Source organism: Pseudomonas sp. MS19 (genome assembly GCF_013277615.1).
GTDB lineage: Bacteria > Pseudomonadota > Gammaproteobacteria > Pseudomonadales > Pseudomonadaceae > Aquipseudomonas > Aquipseudomonas marincola.
This window is the reverse complement of sequence record NZ_VBTO01000016.1, coordinates 16,484-42,159: the sequence shown is the minus strand read 5'-3', so window position 1 is coordinate 42,159 and position 25,676 is coordinate 16,484. Positions and strand designations below refer to the sequence as shown.

The 25,676-nt window shown below is 58.2% G+C and carries 22 protein-coding genes and 2 pseudogenes; 12 read left to right on the top strand and 12 right to left on the bottom strand.

Annotated features, from left to right (window positions below; genetic code table 11):
• Positions 1 to 78: 78 nt before the first annotated feature.
• From FEZ62_RS17135 to dinG, 8 genes are all read right to left on the bottom strand, one after another.
• Positions 79 to 1,218: a glycerate kinase gene (locus FEZ62_RS17135; RefSeq protein ID WP_172929161.1), complete on the bottom strand. Its 1,140-nt coding sequence runs from the start codon at positions 1,216 to 1,218 to the stop codon at positions 79 to 81.
• 51 nt (positions 1,219 to 1,269) lie between these two features.
• Positions 1,270 to 2,637: a GntP family permease gene (locus FEZ62_RS17130; RefSeq protein WP_069899292.1), complete on the bottom strand. Its 1,368-nt coding sequence runs from the start codon at positions 2,635 to 2,637 to the stop codon at positions 1,270 to 1,272.
• Between the two features lie 141 nt (positions 2,638 to 2,778).
• Entirely contained in the window at positions 2,779 to 3,888 is a 1,110-nt protein-coding gene (locus FEZ62_RS17125) for a sugar diacid recognition domain-containing protein (RefSeq protein WP_090508717.1), read from the bottom strand.
• A gap of 55 nt (positions 3,889 to 3,943) precedes the next feature.
• On the bottom strand, positions 3,944 to 4,591 hold the full coding sequence (pdxH, locus tag FEZ62_RS17120; RefSeq protein ID WP_172929159.1) for a pyridoxamine 5'-phosphate oxidase: 648 nt from the start codon (positions 4,589 to 4,591) through the stop codon (positions 3,944 to 3,946).
• Between the two features lie 104 nt (positions 4,592 to 4,695).
• Positions 4,696 to 5,277, bottom strand: coding sequence for an OmpA family protein (locus FEZ62_RS17115; RefSeq protein ID WP_239655604.1), 582 nt, complete (start codon positions 5,275 to 5,277; stop codon positions 4,696 to 4,698).
• Positions 5,278 to 5,449: 172 nt separating this feature from the next.
• Positions 5,450 to 6,598: a serine hydrolase domain-containing protein gene (locus FEZ62_RS17110; RefSeq protein WP_172929157.1), complete on the bottom strand. Its 1,149-nt coding sequence runs from the start codon at positions 6,596 to 6,598 to the stop codon at positions 5,450 to 5,452.
• A 56-nt stretch (positions 6,599 to 6,654) separates the two neighbouring features.
• A complete protein-coding gene (locus tag FEZ62_RS17105; RefSeq protein WP_242454988.1) occupies positions 6,655 to 8,910 on the bottom strand; it encodes a beta-agarase in 2,256 nt (751 codons plus the stop codon).
• Positions 8,911 to 8,991: 81 nt separating this feature from the next.
• The gene (gene dinG / locus FEZ62_RS17100; RefSeq protein ID WP_172929153.1) at positions 8,992 to 11,136 is read right to left on the bottom strand and encodes an ATP-dependent DNA helicase DinG; all 2,145 of its coding nucleotides are present in this window, start codon (positions 11,134 to 11,136) and stop codon (positions 8,992 to 8,994) included.
• Positions 11,137 to 11,289: 153 nt separating this feature from the next.
• Here dinG and FEZ62_RS17095 point away from each other — a divergent pair, with 153 nt between their 5' ends.
• A complete protein-coding gene (locus FEZ62_RS17095) occupies positions 11,290 to 11,754 on the top strand; it encodes a CopD family protein (protein WP_090508722.1) in 465 nt (154 codons plus the stop codon).
• Positions 11,755 to 11,792: 38 nt separating this feature from the next.
• On the opposite strand, the gene FEZ62_RS17090 is transcribed toward FEZ62_RS17095, so the two are convergent.
• From FEZ62_RS17090 to FEZ62_RS20765, 3 genes and pseudogenes are all read right to left on the bottom strand, one after another.
• A complete protein-coding gene (locus FEZ62_RS17090) occupies positions 11,793 to 12,554 on the bottom strand; it encodes a collagen-like protein (RefSeq protein ID WP_172929151.1) in 762 nt (253 codons plus the stop codon).
• Between the two features lie 166 nt (positions 12,555 to 12,720).
• Positions 12,721 to 12,966: pseudogene (locus FEZ62_RS20770) on the bottom strand (DUF1145 domain-containing protein); the annotation flags it as partial.
• 433 nt (positions 12,967 to 13,399) lie between these two features.
• A pseudogene (locus FEZ62_RS20765) lies at positions 13,400 to 13,756 on the bottom strand (OmpA family protein); the annotation flags it as partial.
• A 427-nt stretch (positions 13,757 to 14,183) separates the two neighbouring features.
• Here FEZ62_RS20765 and FEZ62_RS17075 point away from each other — a divergent pair.
• Both FEZ62_RS17075 and FEZ62_RS17070 read left to right on the top strand, forming a co-directional pair.
• Entirely contained in the window at positions 14,184 to 14,681 is a 498-nt protein-coding gene (locus FEZ62_RS17075) for a DUF6231 family protein (protein ID WP_172929145.1), read from the top strand.
• Positions 14,682 to 14,685: 4 nt separating this feature from the next.
• A complete protein-coding gene (locus tag FEZ62_RS17070; RefSeq protein ID WP_172929143.1) occupies positions 14,686 to 15,159 on the top strand; it encodes a YchJ family protein in 474 nt (157 codons plus the stop codon).
• 40 nt (positions 15,160 to 15,199) lie between these two features.
• On the opposite strand, the gene FEZ62_RS17065 is transcribed toward FEZ62_RS17070, so the two are convergent.
• Complete coding sequence (locus tag FEZ62_RS17065; protein WP_172929141.1) at positions 15,200 to 15,844, bottom strand: hypothetical protein; 645 nt, start codon at positions 15,842 to 15,844, stop codon at positions 15,200 to 15,202.
• A gap of 112 nt (positions 15,845 to 15,956) precedes the next feature.
• Between FEZ62_RS17065 and FEZ62_RS17060 the strand changes: the two genes are divergently transcribed.
• The 9 genes from FEZ62_RS17060 to FEZ62_RS17020 all read left to right on the top strand — a co-directional run bounded on the left by FEZ62_RS17060 (position 15,957) and on the right by FEZ62_RS17020 (position 25,649).
• Positions 15,957 to 16,454, top strand: coding sequence for an LEA type 2 family protein (locus tag FEZ62_RS17060; protein WP_069899316.1), 498 nt, complete (start codon positions 15,957 to 15,959; stop codon positions 16,452 to 16,454).
• Positions 16,455 to 16,460: 6 nt separating this feature from the next.
• Entirely contained in the window at positions 16,461 to 16,661 is a 201-nt protein-coding gene (locus FEZ62_RS17055; RefSeq protein WP_069899317.1) for an SEC-C metal-binding domain-containing protein, read from the top strand.
• 7 nt (positions 16,662 to 16,668) lie between these two features.
• Positions 16,669 to 17,121, top strand: a complete 453-nt coding sequence (locus FEZ62_RS17050; RefSeq protein WP_172929139.1) for a DUF2489 domain-containing protein — start codon at positions 16,669 to 16,671, stop codon at positions 17,119 to 17,121.
• A 210-nt stretch (positions 17,122 to 17,331) separates the two neighbouring features.
• Positions 17,332 to 19,869, top strand: a complete 2,538-nt coding sequence (locus tag FEZ62_RS17045; RefSeq protein WP_172929137.1) for a penicillin acylase family protein — start codon at positions 17,332 to 17,334, stop codon at positions 19,867 to 19,869.
• A 508-nt stretch (positions 19,870 to 20,377) separates the two neighbouring features.
• Complete coding sequence (locus tag FEZ62_RS17040; protein WP_150547305.1) at positions 20,378 to 21,496, top strand: AI-2E family transporter; 1,119 nt, start codon at positions 20,378 to 20,380, stop codon at positions 21,494 to 21,496.
• Positions 21,486 to 23,036, top strand: coding sequence for a TolC family protein (locus FEZ62_RS17035; protein WP_150547306.1), 1,551 nt, complete (start codon positions 21,486 to 21,488; stop codon positions 23,034 to 23,036). Before FEZ62_RS17040 ends, FEZ62_RS17035 begins: the two co-directional genes overlap by 11 nt.
• Positions 23,029 to 24,159 (top strand): HlyD family secretion protein, encoded by a 1,131-nt coding sequence (locus FEZ62_RS17030; protein WP_172929136.1) that lies wholly within the window; start codon positions 23,029 to 23,031, stop codon positions 24,157 to 24,159. The genes FEZ62_RS17035 and FEZ62_RS17030 overlap by 8 nt, the downstream gene beginning before the upstream one ends.
• Positions 24,159 to 25,196 carry a DUF2955 domain-containing protein gene (locus FEZ62_RS17025; protein WP_172929134.1) on the top strand — a complete coding sequence of 346 codons (1,038 nt, stop codon included), beginning with the start codon at positions 24,159 to 24,161 and terminating at the stop codon, positions 25,194 to 25,196. The genes FEZ62_RS17030 and FEZ62_RS17025 overlap by 1 nt, the downstream gene beginning before the upstream one ends.
• A 6-nt stretch (positions 25,197 to 25,202) precedes the next feature.
• On the top strand, positions 25,203 to 25,649 hold the full coding sequence (locus FEZ62_RS17020) for a potassium channel family protein (protein ID WP_090508732.1): 447 nt from the start codon (positions 25,203 to 25,205) through the stop codon (positions 25,647 to 25,649).
• Positions 25,650 to 25,676: the final 27 nt, after the last annotated feature.

The following is a 25,676-nucleotide window of genomic DNA, read 5'->3' as shown; positions in this document are numbered from 1 at the left end:
CCGTGGGTTTCTACTATTAGAACGCGCCAGCGAGCAAAATGTCACGCAACGCCACACAAACTTCGGCGCGCCTATCGGCTAACGAGCCGACTGGGCCATGCGCCATACGCGGGCAACATCGGCTGCCCGGGCAGTTAATTCAGAAGCCGCCTGCGCGCAGGCCTGTTCCAGCGTAATCGGTCCGGGGGCCAGGCTGAATGCAGCGTCGATACCCACCGGGTACATCCGCTGATAACCCTCGCCAAGGCTTCCGGCCAGCGCAATCACCGGCACACCGGCTGCCTGCGCCACGCGTGCAACGCCCACCGGGGTTTTGCCATGCAGGCTCTGCGCATCCAGGCGCCCTTCTCCGGTAATGACCAGATCAGCGCCCTGAACGGCCTCTGCCAAACCCGACAACTCGGCAACCAATTCGATACCCGGCCTGAAGCCTGCCCGCAGGAACGCCTTGGCGGCAAAACCAAGCCCACCGGCCGCCCCTACGCCCGGCACCTGACTGAAGTCTTCGCCCAAGGTTGCCGCCACCACATTTGCCATGGATTGCAGTGCCGCGTCCAAGCTGGCGACTTGCTCCGGGCTCGCACCTTTCTGCGGGCCAAACACGGCGGAAGCGCCGCGCGGACCACACAGTGGATTATCCACATCGGCGGCAACGTCGACCTGCACCCCGAGCAAACGCGAATCGAGGCCAGCCATGTCAATCTGATACAACTGGGCGAGCGCTGCGCCACCGGCAGCCAGCTCAGCCCCATTGCGATCGAGCAGGCGCATGCCCAACGCTTGCAGCAAACCAGCGCCGCCGTCGTTGGTTGCACTGCCGCCCAAACCAAGAATGATGCGCTTGGCGCCGCCGTCCAGCGCTTCGCGAATCAACTCACCGGTGCCGTAACTGCTGGTGACCGTCGCATCACGCTGGCCACTCGGCACCCAATGCAGGCCACTGGCTGCGGCCATTTCAATAACCGCCGTGTTACCAGCAAGCCAACCCCAATGCGCCTGAACCGGCGCGCCGAGCGGGCCGCGAACCTGACACTCGCGGCGCTCGCCGCCTGTTGCTGCCAACAAGGCATCAACCGTACCTTCGCCGCCATCAGCCATTGGCAACAGGCAAATTTCAGCATCCGGATAAACCGACGCCCAGCCTTTGGCAATTGCCTCGGCTACTTCCAGCGCGCTCAGACTTTCCTTGAATGAGTCCGGTGCAATGACAATCTTCATAAAACCTCTCACGTGCAAATGGCGCCACGCAGGCGCCATAAGTTGGCAGGATCAGAGCAGCACGAAGCTGAGCAGCCAGACGGTCAACATGCCGACGACACCTTGCACCAAAGTCGCCATGGTCTGCGCGCGGTAAGCGGTTGATACCTTCATGCGACTGAACTGGCTCACGACCCAGAAGAAGCTGTCGTTGGCGTGCGACACGGTCATTGCCCCCGCGCCGATTGCCATTACGGTAAGTACGCGGCCCATTTCGCTGTCCAGCCCCAGATTACCCAGCAGCGGGGCCACCATTGCCGAAGTTGTGACCAGCGCGACGGTTGAGGAGCCCTGCGCAGTTTTCAAAGCGGCCGCCACGAGGAACGGCATAAACAAGCCAATGCCCAGCGCCGACAGGCTTTCGCCCAGATAGCTGCCCAGCGGGGTGATTTTCAGCATGGCGCCAAACGCACCACCGGCGCCGGTAATCAACAGAATCGGCGCAGCCGCCTTGAGGCCTTCCGCTACCTGATCGTGGAACTGCTGACGCTTGCCCTCGCCCTTGAGCAGGGTGCAGGCCAGTGCCAAACCAACCAGCAAGGCAACAACTGGCTGACCGAGGAAGTTGAGCAGAGTGAATAAACCGCCCTCGCCCACGGGCTTGCTTGGAAATGCCGCAACCGAGCCCAGGCAGATCAGCACAATCGGCAGAAAGATCGGCGCAAATGCCTGCCAGGCAGTTGGCAGCGTGCCGTAACTGGCTTTGAGCTGATCAAAGTCGATATCGTCCGCCAGCAGTTCGCTTGGCGCTTCTTCGAGGAGATCATCGTCGGAGCACTTGAGAAAACGATTAGCCCAGAGCATGCCAGCGAGCGCCGTCACCATCGCCACGAACAAGCCAACAGCAATGACTAATCCGAGGGATGACTCAAGGCCCAGATTACCGGCAGCGGCAATCGGCCCCGGCGTTGGCGGTACAAAGGTGTGGGTCGCGTACAAACCGGTCGCAAGCGCCACGCTCATGGCGACCACGGATATTTTCATCCGCGCGGCCAGGGCATTTTTAAGCGAGTTGAGAATCACATAACCGGAGTCACAGAACACCGGGATAGACACCAGATAACCGATGATGCTCATGGTCAGCGTGGGGAAGCGCTCACCGAGGATGCGAATCACCGTTTCAGCCATGGTAATAGCCGCGCCGCTGCGCTCGAGAATCACACCGATGATGGTGCCCAGCACAATGACGATACCGATGTAGCCGAGAATCCCGCCAAAACCTGCGGTGATGGTTTTGACGATTTCAACTGCCGGCACCTGATAGGCAAAACCTGCGAGGAAAGCCGCCGCCAATAACGCCAGAAAAGGGTGCAGTTTGAGGCGGGTTGTCGAGAGCACGATAAATGCAATCAATGCCACCAGAATTAGAACCAGTACCATGCAAGTCTCCTCGTTGTTGTTATGGGGTTGCCACTCAAGCGCAGCATTGTCGCCTAGACACGCCACACGACGCCCTGTGCGCAAGCACTATCGGCACGCTGTTGACCCCGGACTAAACTGTGCAGACGCACACGCCCGTAATCAGCCTTGCGGTGTCAGTAGCCCCAACCCCAACGATAACTGTAGCCGTTGATCGAAACGAGCAAGCTCGATTCCGCTCAACTCCGCGATCCGCTCAAGGCGGTAACGCAAGGTATTGCGATGAATCCCCAGCGCCTGCGCACACACCTGCGCCTGGCCATCATGGCGGCACCACACACTCAGCGTAGTCATCAAAACACCTGTGCGATCCTGCGCCTGCAATTGCTGCAGTGGCTGTAGCCAGCCTTTGAGCAGCCAACTGTTGCGCTGCGAATGCAGCAGTGTGGCCAATCGGTGTTCAGACAACTCCAACAAGCGCTGGCCGGGCAATTGTTCAGCGCTGAAAGCCTTTAGCGCCTGCAGCGCCTGACTTGCCTGACGCAACTCATCCAGATTGCTTACCGGATCACTGACCAGCAGGCGCGCAACGCCCCACTCGCGCTCATCGGCCTGCGCCAACCACGCACGGTCATCGCGCCGGGCACTGTACGGCCGGCACCAAAGGACCTCGGTTGCAGACAACGGCGCGCACAGGCAATCACTGATGCTGCGTAACGCCGTGAGAATTCGCGCCTGCCCCGCTGCGACCTGATGCGTGGCGTTGAGCTCAAGTACACAGACCTGGCTTGGCCAGTGCAAGCTCAGTTGCAGCCGGTCGGCCTCAACCTGCAGGCTGGGCAGGCTTACTTGCGGGTCAAACAAGTGGCGCAACCACGCCTCCAGCTGATGACGCTGCCAATCCCGCTCGGCATGCAACTGGCGCTGCTCAACCAGCATTTCTGCGGCCATGCGCAGCAGCTCGGCATAGGGCCGGACGATAGCTGGCTCTCCGGTAATGCCCAGCACGCCAATTAGCTGATCGCCCTGCACCAGCGGTACGTTGACGCCCGGCCTGACGCCGCGCAAACAGGCTGCGGCCTGTTCATCAACTTCAACCATCCGCCGGTTGGCCAACACCAACTGCGCACCTTCGTGACGCGTATGCAGCCGCTGCGGATCACCACTGCCGATGATCATGCCTTGGGCGTCCATCACATTGATGTTGTAAGGCACGATCGCCATGGCGCGATCAACAATGTGCTGCGCCAAAGGCAAATCAAGTTCGAGCATGGAATATCCTGATTACGGTGACTGACTATGAGCGCGACAGCGTGGCGATGGGCATTCAGGGCGCCAGTCGCTCACGCGCCCATTGGCCATCTTGCAGACGATAGTTGAGCCGGTCATGCAAGCGACTGGCGCGCCCCTGCCAGAACTCGATCCGCTCGGGCAGCAGGCGATAGCCACCCCAGTGCGGAGGACAATGCGGGGCCTTGTCGGCAAATTGCAGCTGAATATTTTCCAACAGTGACTCAAGTTCGGCCCGATCCTTGATGACCCGGCTTTGTGGTGAAGCCCAGGCGCCAAGACGACTGCCCATTGGCCGTACCTGAAAATAGGCATCGGAATCGGCCGGGCTGACGCGCTCGACCTGCCCTTCTATGCGCACTTGGCGCTCCAGTGCCGGCCAGAAAAATGTCATGGCAGCATAAGGCCGCGCAGCGAGTTGCTCACCCTTGGCGCTTTCGTAGTTGGTAAAGAAGGTAAAGCCGCTGGCATCCAGCCCTTTAAGCAGCAAGACACGGCAATGCGGACGACCTTGCGCATCAACTGTGGCAAGGGTCATTGCGTTGGGTTCTACGGGGGGTTGTTCAGTTTTCAGCGCATCCGCAAACCACTGCTCGAACAAGCTGAGTGGTTCAAGTGGAGCGTTTTCTTCGCTCAAACCATCGCGGGTATAGTCACGGCGCATATCCGCCAGCGTATGGGTCATTGCCAGAGCCTCCAAAAAGAAGAAGGCCTAGCTTACCCGAGCGCCGCTACGCTGGCATGATCTGTCGCAATGCACTGCCGTTTGCAGTGCATTGCTCAATACATTCAGGGCTTAGCTGGCGTGGTAGGCGTGGTTTTAGCCACAACCTGAACGTTTTCCGGCGTGATCGGCTGATTGTATTTGGCAACCAGTGCCGCCATGGTTTCCTTGGCGGTCAAAACCATCTCGACGCGACGGTTCAACGCACGACCAGCCACACTGTCGTTGGCTGCGCGTGGCATGTCCGGGCCCATGCCTTTAACCATCAGACGGTCACTGCGCAGGCCGCTCATGCGGAAAATCGAGGTAAAGGCACGCGCACGTTCCTGGCTCAGGGTGCGGTTCAACTCCAGCTTACCGGTGCTGTCGGCGTGACCCAGCACCAGAACAGCCATATCAGGATCGGTTTCGAGCAACTTGGCAACCCGGGTGATTGGACCCAAGGATGATGGCATCAGCATGCTTGGACGATCAGGGTTGAAAGAGCTGTCGACCGGCGCCGTTACCACCAACACAGCACCCTGACGCTCTACCTCAAACTTACTGCCTTTAACCGCTTCACGCACTTTCGGTTCGTAATCATCCAGCCAGGCTTTAGCCACTTTAGGGGTCGGCATGGTTGGCTTTTCAGGCGCGGGGGTAAACATTGAAGACAAATCCGGCATCTTCATCCCGGCACAGCCAGTCACCAGCAAAGACAGTGCAACAGGAATAAACTTTTTGATAATCATTGGTATCCACACCTAAAGCAGTAAGTTTGTTATCGGTAGTAAGCGCTAACAGACGACAGGTTCACGTTAGCGCGCAGTTTAGCTGAGGTCACGCCAGACATTCAGCTAACACTGCAGCAAGTTTTTGCGCTCGTGGGTCCATTAAGACGAACGGCCCTAGATTATTTACAACAAAACCAAAAGCAACCCCACTTTGTGGGTCTGCAAAGCCTATGGAGCCGCCTGCACCGGGGTGTCCAAACGCTGAAGCCCCCATACCATACGTGGCGTTTGCTACAGCCGGTTGATCCAGCATGCAGCCCAACCCGAAACGCGTTGAAGTCAGCAGGGTCTTATCCTCACCTACCGCGTGCTCACGGGTCAGTTCAGCAAGCATTTCAGGTTCAAGCAAGCTGCCATCAAGTAATCCACTGTAAAAACCGGCCAAACTTCGCGCGTTGCCATGCCCATTCGCCGCGGGTTGTTGCATGCGTCGCCACTCGGGCTTGTTGGTACTGGTCATGATTGAGGGTGGATTGGCAAAGGCCCGCGTGGTTAATGCATTAGGCTCGGTCATCATCACCTTCAACAGGCGTTGCGCGGCGGCATCGCCCATATTGCCTTTGCCACGCGTGATGGTGGCGACCCGGTCAAACTCGCTGTCAGCCAAGCCGACATGAAAGTCGAGACCGAGCGGTTGGCTGATTCTCGCAACTATCGACTCACCAGGCCCGCGCCCATCAACACGGCGGATTAATTCGCCCACAAGCCAGCCGTAAGTAATGGGGGCATAACCATGGCCATCCCCCAATGGCCACCACGGCTGCTCGGCTGCCAATGCGCTGGTCATCGCGCTCCAGTCATAGAGGGCTTCAGCGGGCAACATCTCGCGCAGGGCCGGCAAACCCGCCTGATGACTGAGCAGGTGGCGCAAGGTGATGTGCTCCTTGCCGGCGGCTGCAAATTCCGGCCAGTAGCGCGCAACCGGGGTATCGAGTTGCAATTTGCCTTCCGCAACCAACTGCAGGGCCGTTACAGCGGTGAAGGTTTTGGTGCAGGAAAACAGATTGGCAATGGTGTCTGAGTGCCAGGCCTGCTGGCCGTCTTTATCAGCGACGCCAGCCCAGATATCGATAACCGTTTCACCTTCGATCTGCACACACAGGGCACCGCCGCGTTCCTGCGTGTTGTCGAACAGTTCCGCGAAAGCATCTTTCAATGCTTCAAATTTGAGATCGAAATAACCCTGAATTTGCATGCGACGTCCTTAAATCGTTTGCCTGACTTTGACCCAATTGGAAACAGCCTACAGGATTATTGGTCATCGGCAGACCGGGCGTCCGGCGTTTCCAGCTGTTTGTATAGCTGCCAGTTGGTTTTGCGCACTGCGTCAACAAAGCCTGCAAAGGGACGGTCGGTGATCGCCACCAATCCCAAATGGCCGTTTTCACCGTCGAGCAAGCGCCCGGTTACTGGCTGATCCAGGTATTGGAACCAGTGCGCACCGACGATTACCGGCTCGGCAAAGGCGCGCTGCATAAAGTGCGCGTAGGCCGGCGCCCGCTCCTGCTCTTTATAGACACTATTGACCCCGGCCCAGAATGGCCCGCGGTCATTCGAGCCAAAGTGGAACTCGGTGATCATCACCGGCTTGTCGAGCGCCGCAAGTACCTTGAAGTCGTAGCCCTGCTGCGGTTCAGGCGCGTAAATATTGAAGCTGAGTACATCGCAGTATTTGGCGCAGGCCGCAACGGCCTCCGGCGTGCTGATAGCAAATCGTCCGCCCAGCAACATGTGATTCGGCGCGTGCCACTTCAAAGAGTCGGCGATGGTCTTGAAGTAAGTCTCGGCAAACAGCTTCTGAAAGTTTTGCAGGTCGGCTTCAATGGCCGGGTACTGTTCACTCGGCAAGGGGGCTTCGAAACCCGGGTCTTCCATCAACTCCCAGGCCGGTAACTCGATGCCCCAGGCTTTAGAGAGGCCTTGCTGATTGCGGTACTTATCGCGCAATTGCTTGAGAAATGCGCGCTTGGCCGGTACATCGGTGGTCGCCCGCAGGGTGTTGTAAGCCAGCGCGTACCGCCCTTTGGGGCCAGCGACCGAATGCGCCCAGGCCAGTTCGTTATCGGCGAAATAGCCCAAGACCCAGGGATCATTGCGATGGTCACGGGCGGCAATTGCGACAGCGCGTTCGGTGGCCATGGCAAAACGCGGATCGAACGGGTCCGGCATGCCGCCCCACCAATCGTCACCGGTGCTGATGGTCTGATAATCGCCGCTGATAGAAAGCGGCACGGTGTAGGCCATTCTTTGCGCAGCGCCCAACGCTGTATGGCTCCAGTTGCCAACCGTGTTGAAGCCCCAGCCCTTGAGACGATCAAGTGTGTGAGCCGCCCAGCGTTTATCATCCAGGCCTTGCGGGCAGGCCGGCGTCGTTGCTGGCGGCTGCGCAGCTTGCTCTGCCGGCTTCGCCTTCTGGCATTGTGCCGTGGCGTAAGTGCGCTCAAGGTTCGCCTGATAGAAGTCGAACCAACGCCCTTGTGCAAAGGCGCGGCCTTTATTGGCGCCGGTATCGGATCGCGAATCAGCGGTGCCGTAATAGCGGTTTAAGGGTTCACCCTGTTCAGGCAGTTTTGCAAACATCTGCTCGCGATTTTCGATGTAGGTCTGGCTCTGGTCCGGGGTCACAGCGTTAACGCCCAAGGAGAAGAATGCATGCCCTTCTGGTGTGACCAGATACCAGCGACCCGCTTTTTTCTCGGTGTGAAAATACCCGGATGACGTCAGCTCCGGCCCGTTAAGCAGGCCGCCAAACTGATCCACCGTATGCGGCTCACCCAGCCATTGCTTGAGTTGCTCCTGCTCCTTGGCGGCGGCAGCCTGCAACTCCTCAGCCTTTTTGATCTTGCCCGGCCAATCGGCGCGCGTGTATTGGCCAAACTCATCGACTATGGCGGTGTAGGCCGCTTGCTCAACCTTGTCGTCTGTCATCAGACCAGCACGCCCAAGCATGATGCTCTGCGGCGAATCTGGTTGATCCATAAACAGGGTGACTTTATTGATCTGGCTTGAATCGAGTTCACCCTCAACTTGAGTCGCCAACAGCACTGAATGGCCGGAGTACTTCCACGGCATCGGCGGCGCAGCCCGCATGCCATGTGCGCGCGGTGAATCCGCATGCAATGGCACCACCAAGGTTTGCGCAGGCCCTGCAGGCAACGCAAGGCGGGTAACGAGCACCTTGCCATCGGTGCTTTCAATGCGCACGTTGAGGGTCAGCGCCCAATCCATCGCATTCTGCACGCGCAGCGTCAGGCTGGAAGCCTTTGACCAGTCCCAGTGACCGCTGGCGGGTTGCAGGTGCAGACTCGGTTGTTTTTCAGGGGCGAAGACCACCCGCCGCAGAATCTCTCCACCGGCTGCTTCTTCAGCCTGAGACTGGGCAAAGTTCGCCCCGGCGCTTTCCACTCGCAACGCATCGGTTGGGCTAATGAAGCTATACAACGGCTGCTGCCCATCCAGAGCGGCAATCGCCGACGCCGAACACAGCCAGGTAACCACTAACAACATCAAACGCATTTTTACCGCCCTCAGAGTGACCTGCCCAAGACACCAGGCCAAGCAAATGGACAACCGAATGGAGAGGATTACTTAACTTATTTCACGGCGAAATGGCGGCAGCGCATTGAGAATGGCCTTGCCGTAGCGCTGAGTGACAACGCGCCGATCCAATAACGTGATGGTGCCACGATCCTGTTCTGTACGCAGCAGGCGTCCGCAGGCCTGAACCAGGCGCAATGAGGCATCTGGTACGGCGATTTCCATGAATGGATTACCTCCGCGCGCCTCGATCCACTCCGCCAGCGCTGCTTCCACCGGATCATCTGGCACCGCAAACGGAATTTTTGCGATAACCACGTGCTCACAATACGCCCCCGGCAAGTCGACGCCTTCAGCGAAACTTGCCAGCCCGAACAGCACGCTGTCTTCACCGCTATCAACACGAGCCTTGTGCTTGTTGAGGGTCTCTTGTTTGGACAAGTTACCCTGAATGAACACGCGCTTGCGCCAGTCCCGCTCCAGCCCGTCGAATACGTCCTGCATCTGCTTACGCGACGAGAACAGCACCAGCGTGCCGCGCGAACCTTCCACCAAAGAAGGCAGATCACGAATAATCGCGGCAGTGTGCGCAGTGGCATCGCGCGGATCAGCCTTGAGATCCGGTACTTTGAGCACACCAGCATCACTGTGATGGAACGGGCTGGGCACAACTGCGGTGACCGCCACCTTGGGCAGACCGGCACGCATGCGATAGCGATCAAATGTACCCAGCGCGGTCAGCGTGGCAGAGGTCACCAACGCGCCATATGCCACGTTCCACAGGCTGCGACGCAAGGTTTCGGCAGCCAGAATCGGGCTGGCATTGACCTCGATATCGAACAAGGCGCCACTTTCAGCCAGCGTCAGCCAACGCGCCATGGGCGGGCTGTCTTCGGGGTCATCGGCGGTAAATGCCAGCCACAACTCCCAATTGCCCTGAGCGCGGGCGAGCAAACTGCCAAACAACGGATACCACTCTTCGGCCTGATGGCTGGCAATGCCAATCTTGGCCTCACCGTCCATAGCCTCTTTAAGATGCTCGGTAACGCCGGTGTATAACTCGGTTAGCTTGGAGAAGCCTTTCTTCAGCTCAACGCCCAGCTCAACCAGATGCTCGGGAACCATGCCGCCGACAAACCGATGGCGCGGCCGCTCGCGGCCTTCCATGTCTTCAACCGGCTTGAAGTCTGCGACCTGCTCACAGGCGTTAAACATGAACTGCTGCTGGGTTTTGATCTCGCGGGCCAGTTCTGGCACTTGCTCGATCAAGCGACCCAGATCACCCGGCAAAGGGTGCTGAGCCAGCAACTTGGTGAGGTTCTTGGCACTCTGCTCCAGCCAGTCAGCGGTAGAGCGCAAACGAGTGAAGTGGGCGAAGTGACCGATTGCCTTGTCTGGCAAATGATGGCCTTCGTCGAACACGTAAAGGGTTTCACGCGGATCAGGCAGCACCGCACCACCGCCCAACGCGAGGTCCGCGAGAACCATGTCGTGGTTGGTGACAATCACGTCAACCTTGCCCATGCCTTCACGCGCCTTGTAAAAGGCACACTGCTGAAAATTCGGACAATGACGGTTGGTGCACTGGCTGTGATCGGTAGTCAGGCGCGCCCAGTCATTATCAGCCAGCTCTTGCGGCCAACTGTCACGATCACCGTCCCACTTGTTGCCCGCAAGCTTCTCGATCATCGACGTGAAGAGCTTCTGGCTTTGCTCATCCACATCAATCTTGAAGCCTTCTTCCTCGAACAACTGCGCGGTCGCACTTTGCGCATCGCCTTCCTGCAACAGCAAATCGAGTTTCGACAAACACAGATAACGGCCACGGCCCTTGGCCAGGGCGAAAGAGAAATTGAGCCCGCTGTTACGCATCAGATCCGGCAAATCTTTGTGCACGATCTGCTCTTGCAGCGCCACCGTTGCGGTGGCAATAACCAGCCGCTTGCCCGCCGCCTTTGCAGTGGGAATGGCCGCCAGACAATAAGCCACGGTTTTACCCGTACCCGTGCCCGCCTCTACCGCCACAACTGCCGCGTCGCTGCTGCGCTTGCCTTCGTCATCGGTCTTGATGGTGCCTAGCACTTTGGCTATTTCGGCAATCATCAAACGCTGGCCGTAACGAGGCTTCAACGACTTAGCCTCAAGGAAACGGCTATAGGCGCCCTGAATTTGGGTTTTGAGTTCGGTACTAAGCATGATGATCTGAGCGCAAAAGGCTGGATAAATTTTCAGTGTCGGTAAACGGCCGCTATCATAGCGCGCTAATTGATCCAGTGCTGGGCTGCGTGCAAATCGAGCCGCCCAACAGTAGGTTTTTTTTGCAACTTGAGCTGTACACAGGAGCTACAAATGACCGCTTATTCAGCGCTCTATGCATTACATGTGCTGGCCGCGATGGTCTGGGTGGGCGGTATGTTTTTCGCCTGGATGATTCTGCGCCCCGCTGCTGCCGGGGTGTTGGCAGCGCCGGAACGCCTGCAGTTGTGGCAGGAAGTATTTCGCCGGTTCTTTCTCTGGGTCTGGGCGGCGGTGCTGATTTTACCGATTGGCGGCATGGGCATGCTGCATATGCGTTTCGCGGGCTTTGATACTGCGCCGCAATACGTGCAAATCATGATGGGTCTGTTCATTGCCATGCTGGCGCTGTTCCTGCGCATTCAGCTGCTGCAACTACCAGAACTGCGTAAGACGATTGCCGAACAGAACTGGAGCGAAGCCGGCGCCGCGCTGGCGCGGATTCGAAAAGTGGTGGGCATCAATCTGATTCTGGGCCTGCTGGTCGTCAGCATCGCCGCTATTCGCCCAAGCTTTTAAAGCCGAACCGGCAAGCGCAGCACTTGCCGGTCAACTGATCAGAAGCGCACCAGATCCATCGAGCCATCCGGGCCCGGCAAGCCGGCTTGTCCGGAACGGCCCGTTTGGCCACCCTTGGCACCTTGCGCGCTGTAAATCCAGCATCCCTCATCCATCGCCTTGGCGCCGCCCTGCCCAGCTTCGCCGGCTCTGCCGCCAGAACCGCCTTCAAGGCGGGTGAGGATATGCTCGGCAGGGAAATCCTGCGGCACTTCGATACGAACCTTGCCGCCGGCCGCGCCGGTTTGGCCATCACTGCCATCACCACCGTCAGCGCCGCTCAGCGACTGCCCCCAGAGACAACCGCCCGGTTTCCCATTGGCACCATGCAGGCCATTGAAGCCGGGAGAGCCGGTGCCACCACGCGCATCAATCAGCAAAGATTGCGTCACCACGCGCTCAAGTCGCACGGTTAACGTACGCCCGGCAATCGCCGGTTTTAACGCTGTGCCAGGTGCACCGCGAGCGGTGATTTGCGCGCCCGTGGCGATCTCGCCCTGCAGCACATGCAGATAGAACGGTTGCAGGCTGGCAGCAATCGCAATGCGCCCCTCGGGCTCAAGCAGCAGCTCGCTGACGCGCACCTCGGTCACGCTCGCCGGCACCATCAAGGTGGCGTGCTCGCCAATATGCAGCCGCTTGATTTCCAGCACCTGAGCGCTGGGCGCCAACTGCAGCATCGAATTGGCGGCGACATGAATCAGCGCCTGCGCCGATGCCAGCGGGCTGGCCAGCGCCAGTAAAAACAGTGCGCTACGCATGTTTGGGCTCCAACTCAGGCTCAATCGACAACGCCAGTTGCTGCGGCTCAGCCTCTGCATGCTGGGAGTCGGCGGTGTCTGCCACGGCTCGCGTTTCAGGCTCAACTGGAACTGGCGTTGCTGCCTCAGCGGCGGTCGCGGCCGCGGGCGCTGTTACGGGTGCTGGAGGGAGCGTCAATGCATGAAAAACGCCGAACAAAAGAACCTGCAAGCGTGCAGCAAAGGACGCGGCAGTGTTCTTGATGCGTGCGCTGAACCAGCGCAACTCCAGGATGTGCAGGAGCAGTACAAAGCCACCGGCGAAATTGAGCAAATCGGCAAAAGGTTGCGCAACCGGCTGCAGCCAATTACCTGCAACGACTGCCCAAAAGGCCACAGTCAGGAGTTTTCCAAGCCCCATAAGCACTTTCATTGATGCCCCCACCGCTAGTTATTTGCCCGCACATTAACCGCTTTCGTACTGCCGGGGAAAGCCTCCCACACCGACGCGAGCAGCCAGATAATTCGTCAGAAGATTGAATGATGACTAATTCGCAAATTTGCCAATCACGTCACATATCAAACAGACTGTCATCGTCAGTTGCAGCGTGAAACGAACAACATTTCTACGCCCACACAAAAAACCGCCAATTGGCGGTGCTTTGAAAATAGCTGGATTAGATTGTGATCGAGCCTGCGCCGTACGATGTGCAACCACTCGCAAGGAATCCCACAGGTACCCGACTTACGCCGAGTACCTGTGAGCAAGTCTGCGGCAGACATCATGCAGACATTTTTTCTGAGACTCGCAGTCTACAAACGGCCCTTGGCAGTGCATAAACTGCCAAGAACCTGTCTAACGTCGCTTAAGGCTGAGCTTCCACTGCAGCTTCTACACGACGGTTGATTGCGCGGCCTTCGGCAGTCGCGTTATCCGCAACTGGACGGCTTTCACCGTAACCCACCGAATCAACACGGGTTGCGCCCACGCCATACTGTTGAACCAGCACGTCACGAACAGCGCTTGCGCGGCGCTCAGACAGCTTCTGGTTGTAAGCATCGGTACCCACCGAGTCAGTGTGACCTTCTACAACGGTAGAGGTTTGTGGGAACTGAGTCATGAAGTCAGCCAGGTTCTTGATGTCGCCATAGCTTTCTTCTTTAACCTGAGCCTTGTCGAAATCGAACTTAACGTCCAATTCAACGCGAACAGCTTCAGCAACTGGTTCTTCTTCGACAACAACAACTTCTTCAACCACCGGCTCTGGAGGAACCGCGCCATGCACCCAGCAATACGCTGCAGCCAGACCAGCGCCCACTGCGGCGCCGCCACCAGCCCATGCAGAGCTTTCAATCGCACCCAAACCTGCACCGCCGATACCACCGACAATGGCGCAAGTTGGCCAATCTGATTTTTGAATCCCTGCGCAGCCTGTCAGCAATGTTGAGGCCAAAATCAGGGGTACTGCTTTCCTTGTGATGCTCATAGACAAAGTCTCCTGTTATTAATCGGCCAAAAACCGATATATGGATTAAAGACGCCAGCTCTAAATTCCACAAGATCGGATTTACACAGATGTGCATAACATTCAGCTATAGGACAAAAGTCGGCCTCGGGGTAGTCTTTGCCAATAACTTCGAGGTTTCTGCATGACACTGAGCCCATCTTCGCGCTCGCCGTTACAGGCGATCGCCGCGCTATTAGAGCGCTACAGCCCGAAACGCCTGCTTCTGATCGGCGCCAGCGAACTGCCAGCAGTTACCGCTTTCAGCGAAGCTCATCCCGACTGCCAGATTTGCCACACCCAAACTGTGCCATTGCCAAGCGACATTGCCGGACAGCGCTTTGATCTGGCCCTGGTCGTCGATTGTCTCGAACACCTGAGCAAACGTCAGGGCTTAGAGCTGTTGGGCGGCATTCGCAACCTCAATGCCAGTCGAATGGCGGTGATGGTCGACCTTGATGCAAGCGAATGGCAAGAGACCGACATGTTTTCGCTGGCAATGCAGGCCAGCGAGCAATTTCAACGCGACTCGCAAACGCTGACCCTGTTTACCTACGACTTACTCGACTACAAACAGGTACCGGACTGGCTCAATGCCAAGTTCTGGGCTAATCCTGAAAATTTCGGCAAGTACTGGTGGTAAGCCTATGAACGCAAGCCCAGCCTGCCCATGCGGAAGCGGCAGTTCACTGAATGAATGTTGCGGCCACTTTCACTCAGGCACCGCAGCGCCCAGCGCATTGCTGCTCATGCGATCGCGCTACAGCGCTTATGTATTGGGACAAATTGACTATTTGATCGCGACCACCCTGCCCGCCCAGCAGGCGCAGCTTGATCGCCAGTCCATTAGCGACTGGAGCTTGAGCAGCACTTGGCTGGGTTTGGAGGTTGAGTCGAACGAGGTGCTGGGCGGGCAACCTGAACATGCGTTCGTCACGTTCAATGTGCGCTGGCATGACAACACGGGCGAACACAGCCACCGCGAGCGCTCAGCGTTCGTTCAGGTTGGCGAAAAATGGTATTTCATCGACCCGACTGTTGAACTCAAGGCCGGTCGCAACGACCCGTGTCCCTGCAGCAGTGGGCAAAAGTTCAAGAAGTGCTGCGCACCCTTCATTTGAGTGCGCATCATGCACCAGCTAACGGCGCTGCTGTGGATATTTAAGGCTGCAAGTTGATGTGTGACGTATCAGGCGCCGGAGCCGCTGGCGGGGCTTTCTGCTGACCCATGTCGCTGCCAACCGGAGCCAGGCTGAACTCGGACAAGTCCAACGGAAGCTCGGCCACTTCGGCTTTCTCTTCCAGCAGATCGGCGCCCACTGGGGCAATGTCGAAGTCCGGCGCGTCTACTTCACTGAAAGCTGCCATGTACTCGTCGCGCGGCAATAATCGCTTGCCGGATGCGGCAGTCGTTTGCGGTGCGCCGGTATCGGCAGCGGATGCTGTTGGGGAGGATTGCGGAGCGGCTTCTGCTGGGGGTTCTGAACCAGGGGATTCTGGCGCGTGGGTGCCTGCCGCAGGGTTGCCTGCCACAGGTACGCCTGCCGCACTTCGTACAGCAGCACCTTGTTCTGTTGCAGCGACTTCGGCCACTTCGACAACCGCGCCAGCGCGTTCGATAGTAGCGCGGTATTTTTCTGCCGTCGGGGCGTCGAGACCGGTTTTGATCACGATGCGTCGCCCGGAAAACAACAAGGCAATCCGCTGTTCATCGGCCTGAAACAGCTTGGCCAGGTTGGCCTTTACCTTCACAGGGTCCGCGCCCGGTACCAGTTGCCCGGCAAAAGCAATTTCAAAACGCAGCATCGTCACACTCCTGTCCTTGTCATACTTCAGTATGACGTAAGTTTTTTTAACCTCACAACATCTTGCAGCCGAGCAGTTGCTTGTTACACTGGGGCGTCTTACGGAGTATGAAATGTCATTTCAGGCCAAAACTATAAGAATCTTCAGCCTACTCGCGCTATTTGGCTTGCTCGCAGGCCTGGGCGGCTGTTCCACATGGATGACCGGCAACTTTAAAGACCCGGAGATTCGCCTGGTCAAGGTTGACGTAGTCAAAGCCAAATTGCTCGAACAGCAGTTTGTCCTGCGTTTCAGTATCAATAACCCCAACGATGTCAGCTTGCCAGTGCGCGGCCTCGATTATTCGGTGTTCCTCAACGATATAAAGCTGGCGGAAGGCGAATCTGATGTCTGGTTCACGGTTCCTGCCAATGGCACGCAAACCTTCAAGGTTCCGGTGCGCACCAACCTGTGGCGCCACGTGCGGCAGATCGTGAAAATGCTCGAAAGCCCGGACGAGGCAATTAAGTACAGTTTCTCGGGTGAAGTAAAAACCGGTTTATTATTCGGCCGCAGCGTGCATCTGTCGCGAGATGGCGAGATAATTCCCGGAGATTTCATCCCGGAGTAGTTTTGCATGACCCAACAACCTCACGTCCACGGCCCTGACTGCAACCATGATCACGATCACCACGATCATGATCACGGCCATGTGCACGGCCCGAACTGCGGCCACGCCCATCAGGAACCTGTGCGCAACGCGCTGAAAGATGTCGGCCGTAACGACCCTTGCCCATGCGGCAGCCAGAAGAAGTTCAAAAAGTGCCACGGCGCCTGATCCGCGCATGAGTACAACCAACCTGTTGTTGCTGCTCGCCGGAACTGCCGTTGTTCTGGCGCTGGCGGCTTACGCCCTGCACTTGTGGCGCCGGGTCTGGCTGCGCCAGCAGCAGCAAAAAGCAGCAAATGACGCCCAGCACATTCGCCTCAGGGATGATTTGCGTGTGCTTGCCAGCAGCCTGCTCGATGAGCAATTGCCGCTGATTGAGGGTGCGATCCGCATCAAGGTGCTGCTCGACAACTATGATCTCGGCCTCAGCAATGATGCGCGGTGTCAGGTGTTCCAGACGCTGTTTGCCGCCACCGAGCATGTGCCGACACATGCTGGCTGGAAAGCCCTGAGCAAAGAGCAACGGCGTCAGCATGAGAAGGATTTCTCCGCCCATGAGCTGCAACACAAGGCAGCAGCCCGCACAGCTGCACGCTGGTTGCTGGACGAGGGTTTAAGCGCCGCGTGAGAACAGCGTCTGACAATCTGCAACAACGCTTGTCAGGCGCCTCGCCGCTCACTACCTTACGCATCCACCGAACGCTACATAGCCAAAGGCCTGAAGACTGAACTCAAACGCCCACCGCGCGGTCCAGTCTTTGCATCGTCTGCCCGGCATCACTGCTAGGCTTTGCTCCCAATAAACTTATTATCCTGCGTTCTGCAAGGAGTCCGTTGCATGCAATCGCGCGTGTTTCGTCCCACCACTGGTTTTGGCCTTGGCGCCACTCTTATCGGCGCCATCACCCTCAGCGGTTGCCAATCGTTTCTCGACAGTCGCTACGGCGACAGTGTTGCGCCAGACCACGGCACCTTTGCCATCAAAGGGCTGGCGCAAAATGCAGTGGTCAGGCGTAACGCGTTGGGCATGCCCCTCATCGAGACCAACACCTTCCACGACGCGCTGTTCACGATGGGTTACGTACACGCCAGCGACCGCCTCAGCCAAATGGTCGGCATGCGCTTGATGGCAGAAGGTCGGCTGGCAGAAATGGTCGGCCCCGGCGCATTGGAAACAGACCGTTTGATGCGTGCTGTGAATCTGCGCAAAAGTGCCGACACGCTTTATAAAGAAGCCTCGCCGCGCCTTAAGAAGTTCTTTGAGGTTTACGCCCGGGGTGTGAACGCCTACCTGTACCGCTACCGCGACAATTTGCCGATGGATCTGGCCGAATCTGGCTACCGTCCGGCTTATTGGAAACCGGAAGACTCTGCGCTGATTTTCAGCCTGATGAACTTCGGCCTGGCGGTGAATCTGCAGGAAGAAGTCGCCGCGCTGATCATGGCGCAGAAAGTCGGCAGCGATCAGCTCGCCTGGCTGCTGCCAACCTATCCGGACGAGCCGCTGCCGTTTGCCGAGGCCGAGAAACTCAAAGGCCTCAAGCTAAATGGCCAAATTGCCGGGTTGGCTGCGGTTGAGAATGCCGCCGGGCAATTTGCCCAACAGCACATGCTCAGCGTCGCAGCCTCCAACAACTGGGCGATTGCGCCGCAGAACAGCCGCAGCGGCAAAAGCTTGCTGGCCAACGACACCCACTTACCTATCGCCCTGCCCTCGGCCTGGAATTTTGTGCAGATCAACGCGCCAAAATACAAGGTCGCCGGCGTTTCCATCGCCGGTATCCCAACGGTTGTCGCCGGCTTCAATGGCTCGCTCGGCTGGGGCATGACCATGGTCATGGGCGACAATCAGGATCTGTTCCTCGAACAGATAAAACGCCAGGGCAGCGGTTTGTCCTACCTCGCGGACGGTAAATGGGTGCAAGCGCAGGAGCGCAAGGAAACCTTCTTTATCAAGGGTGAGCGGCCGATTCGTGAAACCATTTACGAAACCCGCCACGGCGTACTGTTGAACTCGGTTCTGGGCGAACGGAAAAATCCGCTGCAGCCCCTGCAGGTTCAGTCGGGTTATGGCTTGGCGCTGAAAACCACACAGTTCGAAGCGGACAAGAGCCTTGATGCCTTCTTCGACTTGTCGCGGGCGCAGAACGTCGATCAAGCCTTCGAGGCTGCCCGCGAAATCCGCGCCACCCCGCTGAACATGGTGTTCGCCGATGCCCAGCACATTGGCTGGCAAGTCACCGGTCGCTTCCCCAACCGCCTTGCGGGCCAGGGGCTGATTCCCTCGCCGGGCTGGAACAGCCAGTATGAGTGGGACGGTTTCGCCGAACCGATGCTGCATCCATACGATCAGGATCCGCCGCAAGGCTGGCTGGGCACCGCCAACCAGCGCACAGTGCCACGCGGTTACGGCATGCAGTTGTCCAACTCCTGGTATTACCCCGAGCGTGCCGAGCGCATGGCTGAAATGGCGGCGAGCGGCAAGCACGACACGCAAAGCATGATCCGCATGCAATACGACCAGAAGTCCAACTTCGTCGCTAAATTGCAGGCGATGTTCACCGCCCCCGGCTTGGCCGAGTCGCTGCAAGGTGCGATATCTGCATTGCCAGCGGCCGAGCGCAGTAAAGCTGCGCAAGCACTGAAGAGCCTTCTGGCGTTTGATGGCAACCTGACTGCCACCTCCGCTGATGCAGCGCTTTACGAGAGTTTCCTGCAAGAAAGTGCCAGGCAGATATTCCTCGATCAACTCGGCCCCTTGAACAGCCCGGCCTGGACGGCGCTGGTCGAGACCGCCAACAGTTCCTACTCGGCTCAGGCGGATCACCTGCTCGGCCGCGATGACAGCCCGTTCTGGGATGACATCAGCACCACGCAAAAAGAGACCAAGCCACAGATTCTGGCGCGCAGCCTCGCCGCATCTGTTACCTCGCTGGAAAGCGCACTGGGCAGTAATCGCAGCAACTGGCAGTGGGGCAAACTGCACCAATACCAGTGGCTGAGCGATGCGAGCAAAATGGCGCCGAACATGAGCGCCAGCCAGCGCGCCAATATCAACTCGATCAAGAGTTATCTGGACCGCGGCCCTTATCCGGCCGGTGGCGACCACACCACCCTGAACGTGTCGGCGTACCGCTGGGGACAGGATTTTGATACCTGGCTGATTCCAGCCATGCGCATCATTGTCGACTTCGGTCGCGACGAGCCGTTCATTGGTCTCAACAGTTCCGGCCAGTCCGGGAACCCGGCAAGCGATCACTATGCAGACGGCATTGATGCCTGGCTCAAAGGCGGATATGTGAGTTTCCCTTTCAAATCGCAGAACGTCGACAAGGTCTACGGCAATAAACGTTTGATGCTGACACCGAGCCGCTAATGACCGTTCGTCGGCTTTTGAGTAACCGACTGTGAACCTTTTATGGAGTTAGCCACTCAGAGATAGTGGACTTACTCCATAGATCATCGTTTAGGGCGCTTTATAGCGCCCTTTCTTTTGCCCCGAATTTACCCAGGCAGCCCTCCAGCCCCCTGCTCGCGGCCATTCAACGCCTGCATGCGCCTGCACATAATTAAATCCGGCCTCCGCCCATTGAGTCGACAAACCCTGCGACAATGGGCAGCACCTTTGATTGATCAATAATTTGAACTTTCAATGAGGCGCCGGGCTCTATGGGCAGCCAGAAATATCCCCTATCTTTTATAGGCTTATTCTCGCACGGCGGGACGCATCTGCCTGTTATCGAAAAATCTGGCAACTCATTTAAATAGCCTCAGAGGGCCACTGGATTTCTGACCAACGGCTACACTGTTCTCATCGTCTACTTTAAAGACGCGCTCATCTCACGTTGTATGGCCCCTGCTCAGCCACTTAGAAAGGAACTCATATGTCGCTCACTCCGCCACCAGACCTGCAATTCTCGCGAAACTTACTGGATACGTTTATCCGCGCTGCGCTGATCGCCATTCTGGTTTACGGCTGCTATCAGGTTTTCCATCCGTTTCTGGGCATGATGCTCTGGGCGCTGATTCTGGGCGTAACACTGTATCCGCTGCAGGGAATGATCAAGGCGCGCTTGGGCAACCATGATGGTCGCGCCGCATCCTTGCTCGTGGTGTTGGCAATTGCTGTGCTGCTGGTTCCGGTGTACTTCCTTGGCACATCACTCACCGAGTCTGTGCAAGCCGCCATCGAGACGGTGAAGAGTGGCACTGTGCATATTCCCGCACCGCCCGCTTCGGTTGAAGAATGGCCGCTGATTGGTAAATCGCTGTATAGCTTTTGGGCCAATGCAGCGTCGGATCTGACCAGCGTGCTGCAGAGCCTCGCCCCTCACCTGAAAGGTTTCACTCTGGGTTTACTGAGTAAGCTGGCCGGCGTGGGCGCAGGTTTTCTGGTCTTCATCGGTTCGCTGATCATTGCCGGCATCATGATGGCTTATGGCGAAAGCGGCCACAGAAGCGCTGTGCGCATTGCCGACCGTATTATCGGCCCAGACCGTAGTCATAGCTTTATCACCCTGTGCACCGCCACCATTCGTGCCGTGGCGCAAGGCGTGATTGGTATTGCCTTCATTCAGATGGTGGTGATTGGCATAGGCTTCGTGGTGATGGGTATTCCGGGCGCGGGCTTGCTGGCCATGGTTGTGTTGTTGCTGGGCATCATGCAGTTGCCGGTCCCTCTGCTGACCATTCCGGTAATCGCCTTTGTGTTCTTCACCGAAGGCACCTCGCTGGCCACTATCATCTTCGCCATTTACACCTTTATCGGCGGCTTGCTGGATAACATCCTCAAGCCAATGTTGCTTGGCCGGGGTGTCGATGTACCGATGCCGGTGATTCTGATCGGCGCATTGGGCGGCATGCTTGCAGGCGGCATCATCGGCCTGTTCATTGGCCCGGTTGTGCTGGCCGTCGGCTACAAGTTGTTCTGGCAGTGGATTGATGCTGGCCAGACTACGCCGACGATTGTTGAAGCCGAAAGCGTTAAGCAGGATGCGCAGTAAGCGCATCAAGTCAGCGCTCACTGGACCCACCCGATTTACCCTGCCGCTGCTGTATGGCTGTGTACTCTCGGGCTGTGTCCAGCTTGGCCCTGATTTCACATCGCCTACCGAGCCCTGGGTCGATGGCTGGAGCAGCCAGTCAATCAGCGCGGTCACCGACCATCAGCCGCAGGCCGCCAATGTGCAATGGTGGTCGGCGTTTGACGACCCGTTGCTCGACCGCCTTATCAGCGAGGCCGATGCGCACAACTCCAGCCTGCGCATTGCCGGCCTGAGCATTCTTGAATCACGCGCGCGCCTGGGCATCGCTCAGGCGGGTCGCCTGCCGCAGGCCCGAATCGCCAGTGCAGATGCGTTCTACATAGACCGCAATCAGTCTGGCGGCAGCAACCCGCAAGACAGTCACTTCGCCCAATACAGCGCCGGTGTCGATGTTGGCTGGGAGCTGGACTTCTGGGGTCGTTACAGTCGCGCCATCGAGTCATCCAACGCCGCCTATTTTGCCGCCCAGGCCAATTATCAGGACTTACTGGTATTGCTCCGCGCGCAGGTGGCCACCAATTACTTTGCCCTGCGCACCGCCGAGGCTCGCCTGCGGATTGCCCGGGACAACGCCGAACGGCAAAAGCGCAGCTATGAAATCACGGAGCGCTTGTTCAAAAGCGGCAACAGCGCCGAGCTGGACCTGCAACAAGCCAAGAGCCAATACCTGGGAACCTTGAGCAGCATCCCCGACTTCGAAGCGCAGGTGGCCAGCACGCGCAATGCACTGGCCGTACTGATTGGCCGGCCGCCCAGTGATCTACCTGAGCTAGCCGAACAGACCGGTTTGATTCCACTGGTCGATAGCGCCGCAATCAATGAAGTACCGGCGAACCTGCTGCTACGTCGCCCGGATATTCGCGCCGCACAGTGGCAGGTTGCTGCGCAGTCGGCGCTGGTTGGCGTCGCCGAAACCGACCTGTATCCCTCGCTGACCCTGCTCGGCACTATTGGCTGGTCGGCAAGCTCGCTGAGCGCGGCCTCCGACAGCCTGACACTGGGCGCCGGTCCCAGCTTGAGCTGGAATATTTTTGATCAGGGCCTGCTGCGCAATAACGTGCGTGTGCAGGACGCCCGCCTGCAGCAGTTGATCGTGGCCTACCGCGACAGCGTGCGCCAAGCCGCTCGCGAGGCCGACGACGCCGCAACCGGCCTGATCAAATCGCTCGAGCGCGAACGCATTCTGCATGACGCCGCCGCCGCTGCCGAACGCTCACTGGAGCTTGCCACCGCGCAATACCGCGAGGGTTATTCCGACTTCCAGCGTGTTCTCGACGCACAACGGGCGCTGGCCAGTCAGCAAGACAGCTATCTGCTCAGCCGCAGCGCCGCTGTGAGCAATCTGATCAGCCTGTACAAGTCGCTCGGCGGCGGCTGGCAGAACCAGCAACCGCTGATAGATGACGCCACCCGCGAACAAATGTCGCAACGCACCGACTGGGGCGATCTGCTGGATGAAAGCAGCCCCACCTCCAATAAGGCCCAAGCCAATGACTGAATCTCAACAGCGCGCGGAGCAACCCGCCACCGAGCCTGCAGCCGCCAAGGCGCCAGATCCGAGCCGTAAAGGCGTACTGATTGTCGGCGTGCTGATCATTGTCAGCCTGATCTGGTATTTGCTCGCCGATCGATTCACGCCATACACCCAGCAAGCCCGGGTGCAGGCTTATATCGTTGCCGTAGCGCCAGAAGTTGCCGGACGTGTTACGCAAGTGGCCATCCGCAACAACCAGACGGTCGAGAAAGGCCAGCTGCTGTTCAAAATCGACCCACAGCCCTACCAGATCGCCCTTGACCGAGCTCTTGCCGATCAAGCCAACGTACGCACTCAAGTCGGCGCGAGCACTGCCGGCATCGACTCGGCACTGGCCTCGTTGCGCGCCGCGCAGGCCAATGAACTCAAAGCCCGACAGGACCGCGACCGTTTGGAGCGTTTGTACCGCGAAGACGCCGGAACCATCTCTCTGCGCCGCCTGGAAATATCCCGCGCAACGCTTGAGCAATCGACCAGTCAGGTTGCCGCCGCACGTGCCGAAGTCCAGCGCGCTCGCGAGCAGGAAGGCGGCAGCGGCGATGACAACGCCAAACTGCGCAGCGCCGCCAGCGCGGTCGAAAAAGCCCGTCTCGACCTGAGCAAGACCGAAGTGCACGCCAACTCGGCAGGTTTGATCACAGACCTGCGCATCGATGTCGGCCAGTTTGCCGCCGCCGGTGCCGCGCAAATGACCCTGATCGCCCTGAATGACGTGTGGATCAGCGCAGACATGACCGAGAACAACCTCGGCCATATGCAAACCGGCACGCCCGTCTCCATCGTGCTCGACTCCATGCCCGGGCACGTATTGAGCGGCAAAGTGCGCAGCATCGGTTACGGCGTCAGCGTCAGCCAGAGCACTCCGCCAGGCGCCTTGCCGACAGTGCAGAATAGCCGCGACTGGCTGCGCGCCGCCCAGCGTTTCCCGGTAATTGTCGGAATAGATGAAGGCCAGTTGGACAACTATGAAGGCTTGCGCGTTGGCGGTCAGGCCGAGGTCATGGCCTTTCCAATGGAAGGCAACCCGCTGAACCTGCTCGGGCACGCATTCCTGCGTTTCATGAGTTGGCTCTCCTACGCTTACTGATGAACAGCACAACTGTCGATCCACGTCCGCGGCGCGCTTTACGCGTCGCAGTCGGTACAGCGCTGTCGCTGGCCGTGAGCTTTTCGCTGGCCCTGCCACTGCCGTTTCTGGCGCCCATGTTAACCCTGTTTCTGCTGGTCATGCGCAACCAGCCACTGCCGCTTAAGGGCGGTATCGCGCTGGCTGTTGTGGTGGCATTGACGACCAGCAGCGGCTTACTGGTAACGCCGCTGCTGCAGTATTACCCCTTGAGCGGTGTGCTGGTTATCGCCCTCAGCCTGTTTGGCTGTTTTCACTACGCCTTGCGCGGCGGCAATAACCTGCTGTCGACCTTCGTGGTGATCGGCCTGACGATGATCGCTGCCGCAGGCGCCACCTCGTTCGCATTGGCGCTGATGGTCATCGAAGGGCTAATAAAGAGCGTTCTGGTCACAACCATTATGGTGATGATCAGCCACTGGCTGTTCCCCGAGCCGAAAGGCCTGCCAGCCCCCACTCCCCCGGCGAAATCGACGCCCGATGAAGCCAAGTGGATTGCCTTGCGCGCCGCCTTGGTGGTGATGCCATCGTTTCTGATGGCCCTGATTGATCCGGCCAGCTACATGCCGCTGATTATGAAGTCAGTCAACTTGGGCCAGCAGGTGTGCATTACCAGTTCACGCAATGCCGGCCGCGAGATAATCGGCTCGACTCTGCTAGGCGGGTTGCTAGCCATCGGGTTCTGGACGCTGCTGAGCATCCTGCCGCACATCTGGATGTTTTTTATTCTCACGCTGTTCTTCATCCTGCTGCTGGCCCGTCGCCTATACCGCCTGGTGCAGAACACTCTGTCACCGAGTTTCTGGCTCAACACCGCCAGCACCATGATCATCCTGCTTGGCCAATCGGTGCAGGACAGCGCTACCGGCAAAGATGTTTACACCGCGTTTGCCGTCCGCATGGGCCTGTTTACCGCCGTTACGCTGTATGCCTGCGCCGCCATCTACGTGATTGACAGCCGCCGTATGCATCGCCTGAAAAACCAACTTTCCGGATAACCCGAAATGCTTATGAACCTACTTGTTGGTATCCCCGTGATGCTGATCTGCCTGATATTCCAGGCGATATTCGTTGCCTTGTGCTTGCGTGCCTACATCACCCATCGCAAAAAAATCATCGATCTCGAAAGGCCATTCGTTAACAATATCGTGTTGCTGTCACTGATCATGATCCTGATGCTGGTCGGTAACTTCGTGCAGATGGCCATCTGGGCGCAGGTATTTATCTGGCTCGGCGAATTCAGTGACTTCACCACCGCGCTGTACCACTCCGGGGTGAATTTCGCGACGTTGGGTTACGGCGATATCGTCATGTCCGAACAATGGCGCCTGCTCGGCCCGCTGGAAGCCTCCAACGGTATCCTGATGTTTGGTGTATCGACCTCGGTGATGACCGCCGCCGTCATGGACATCATCAAACAGTCTCTGGGCAGGGCCAACTTCCCTTTATAAGGCGCTCTGAGTCGCTGAAGAACTCGC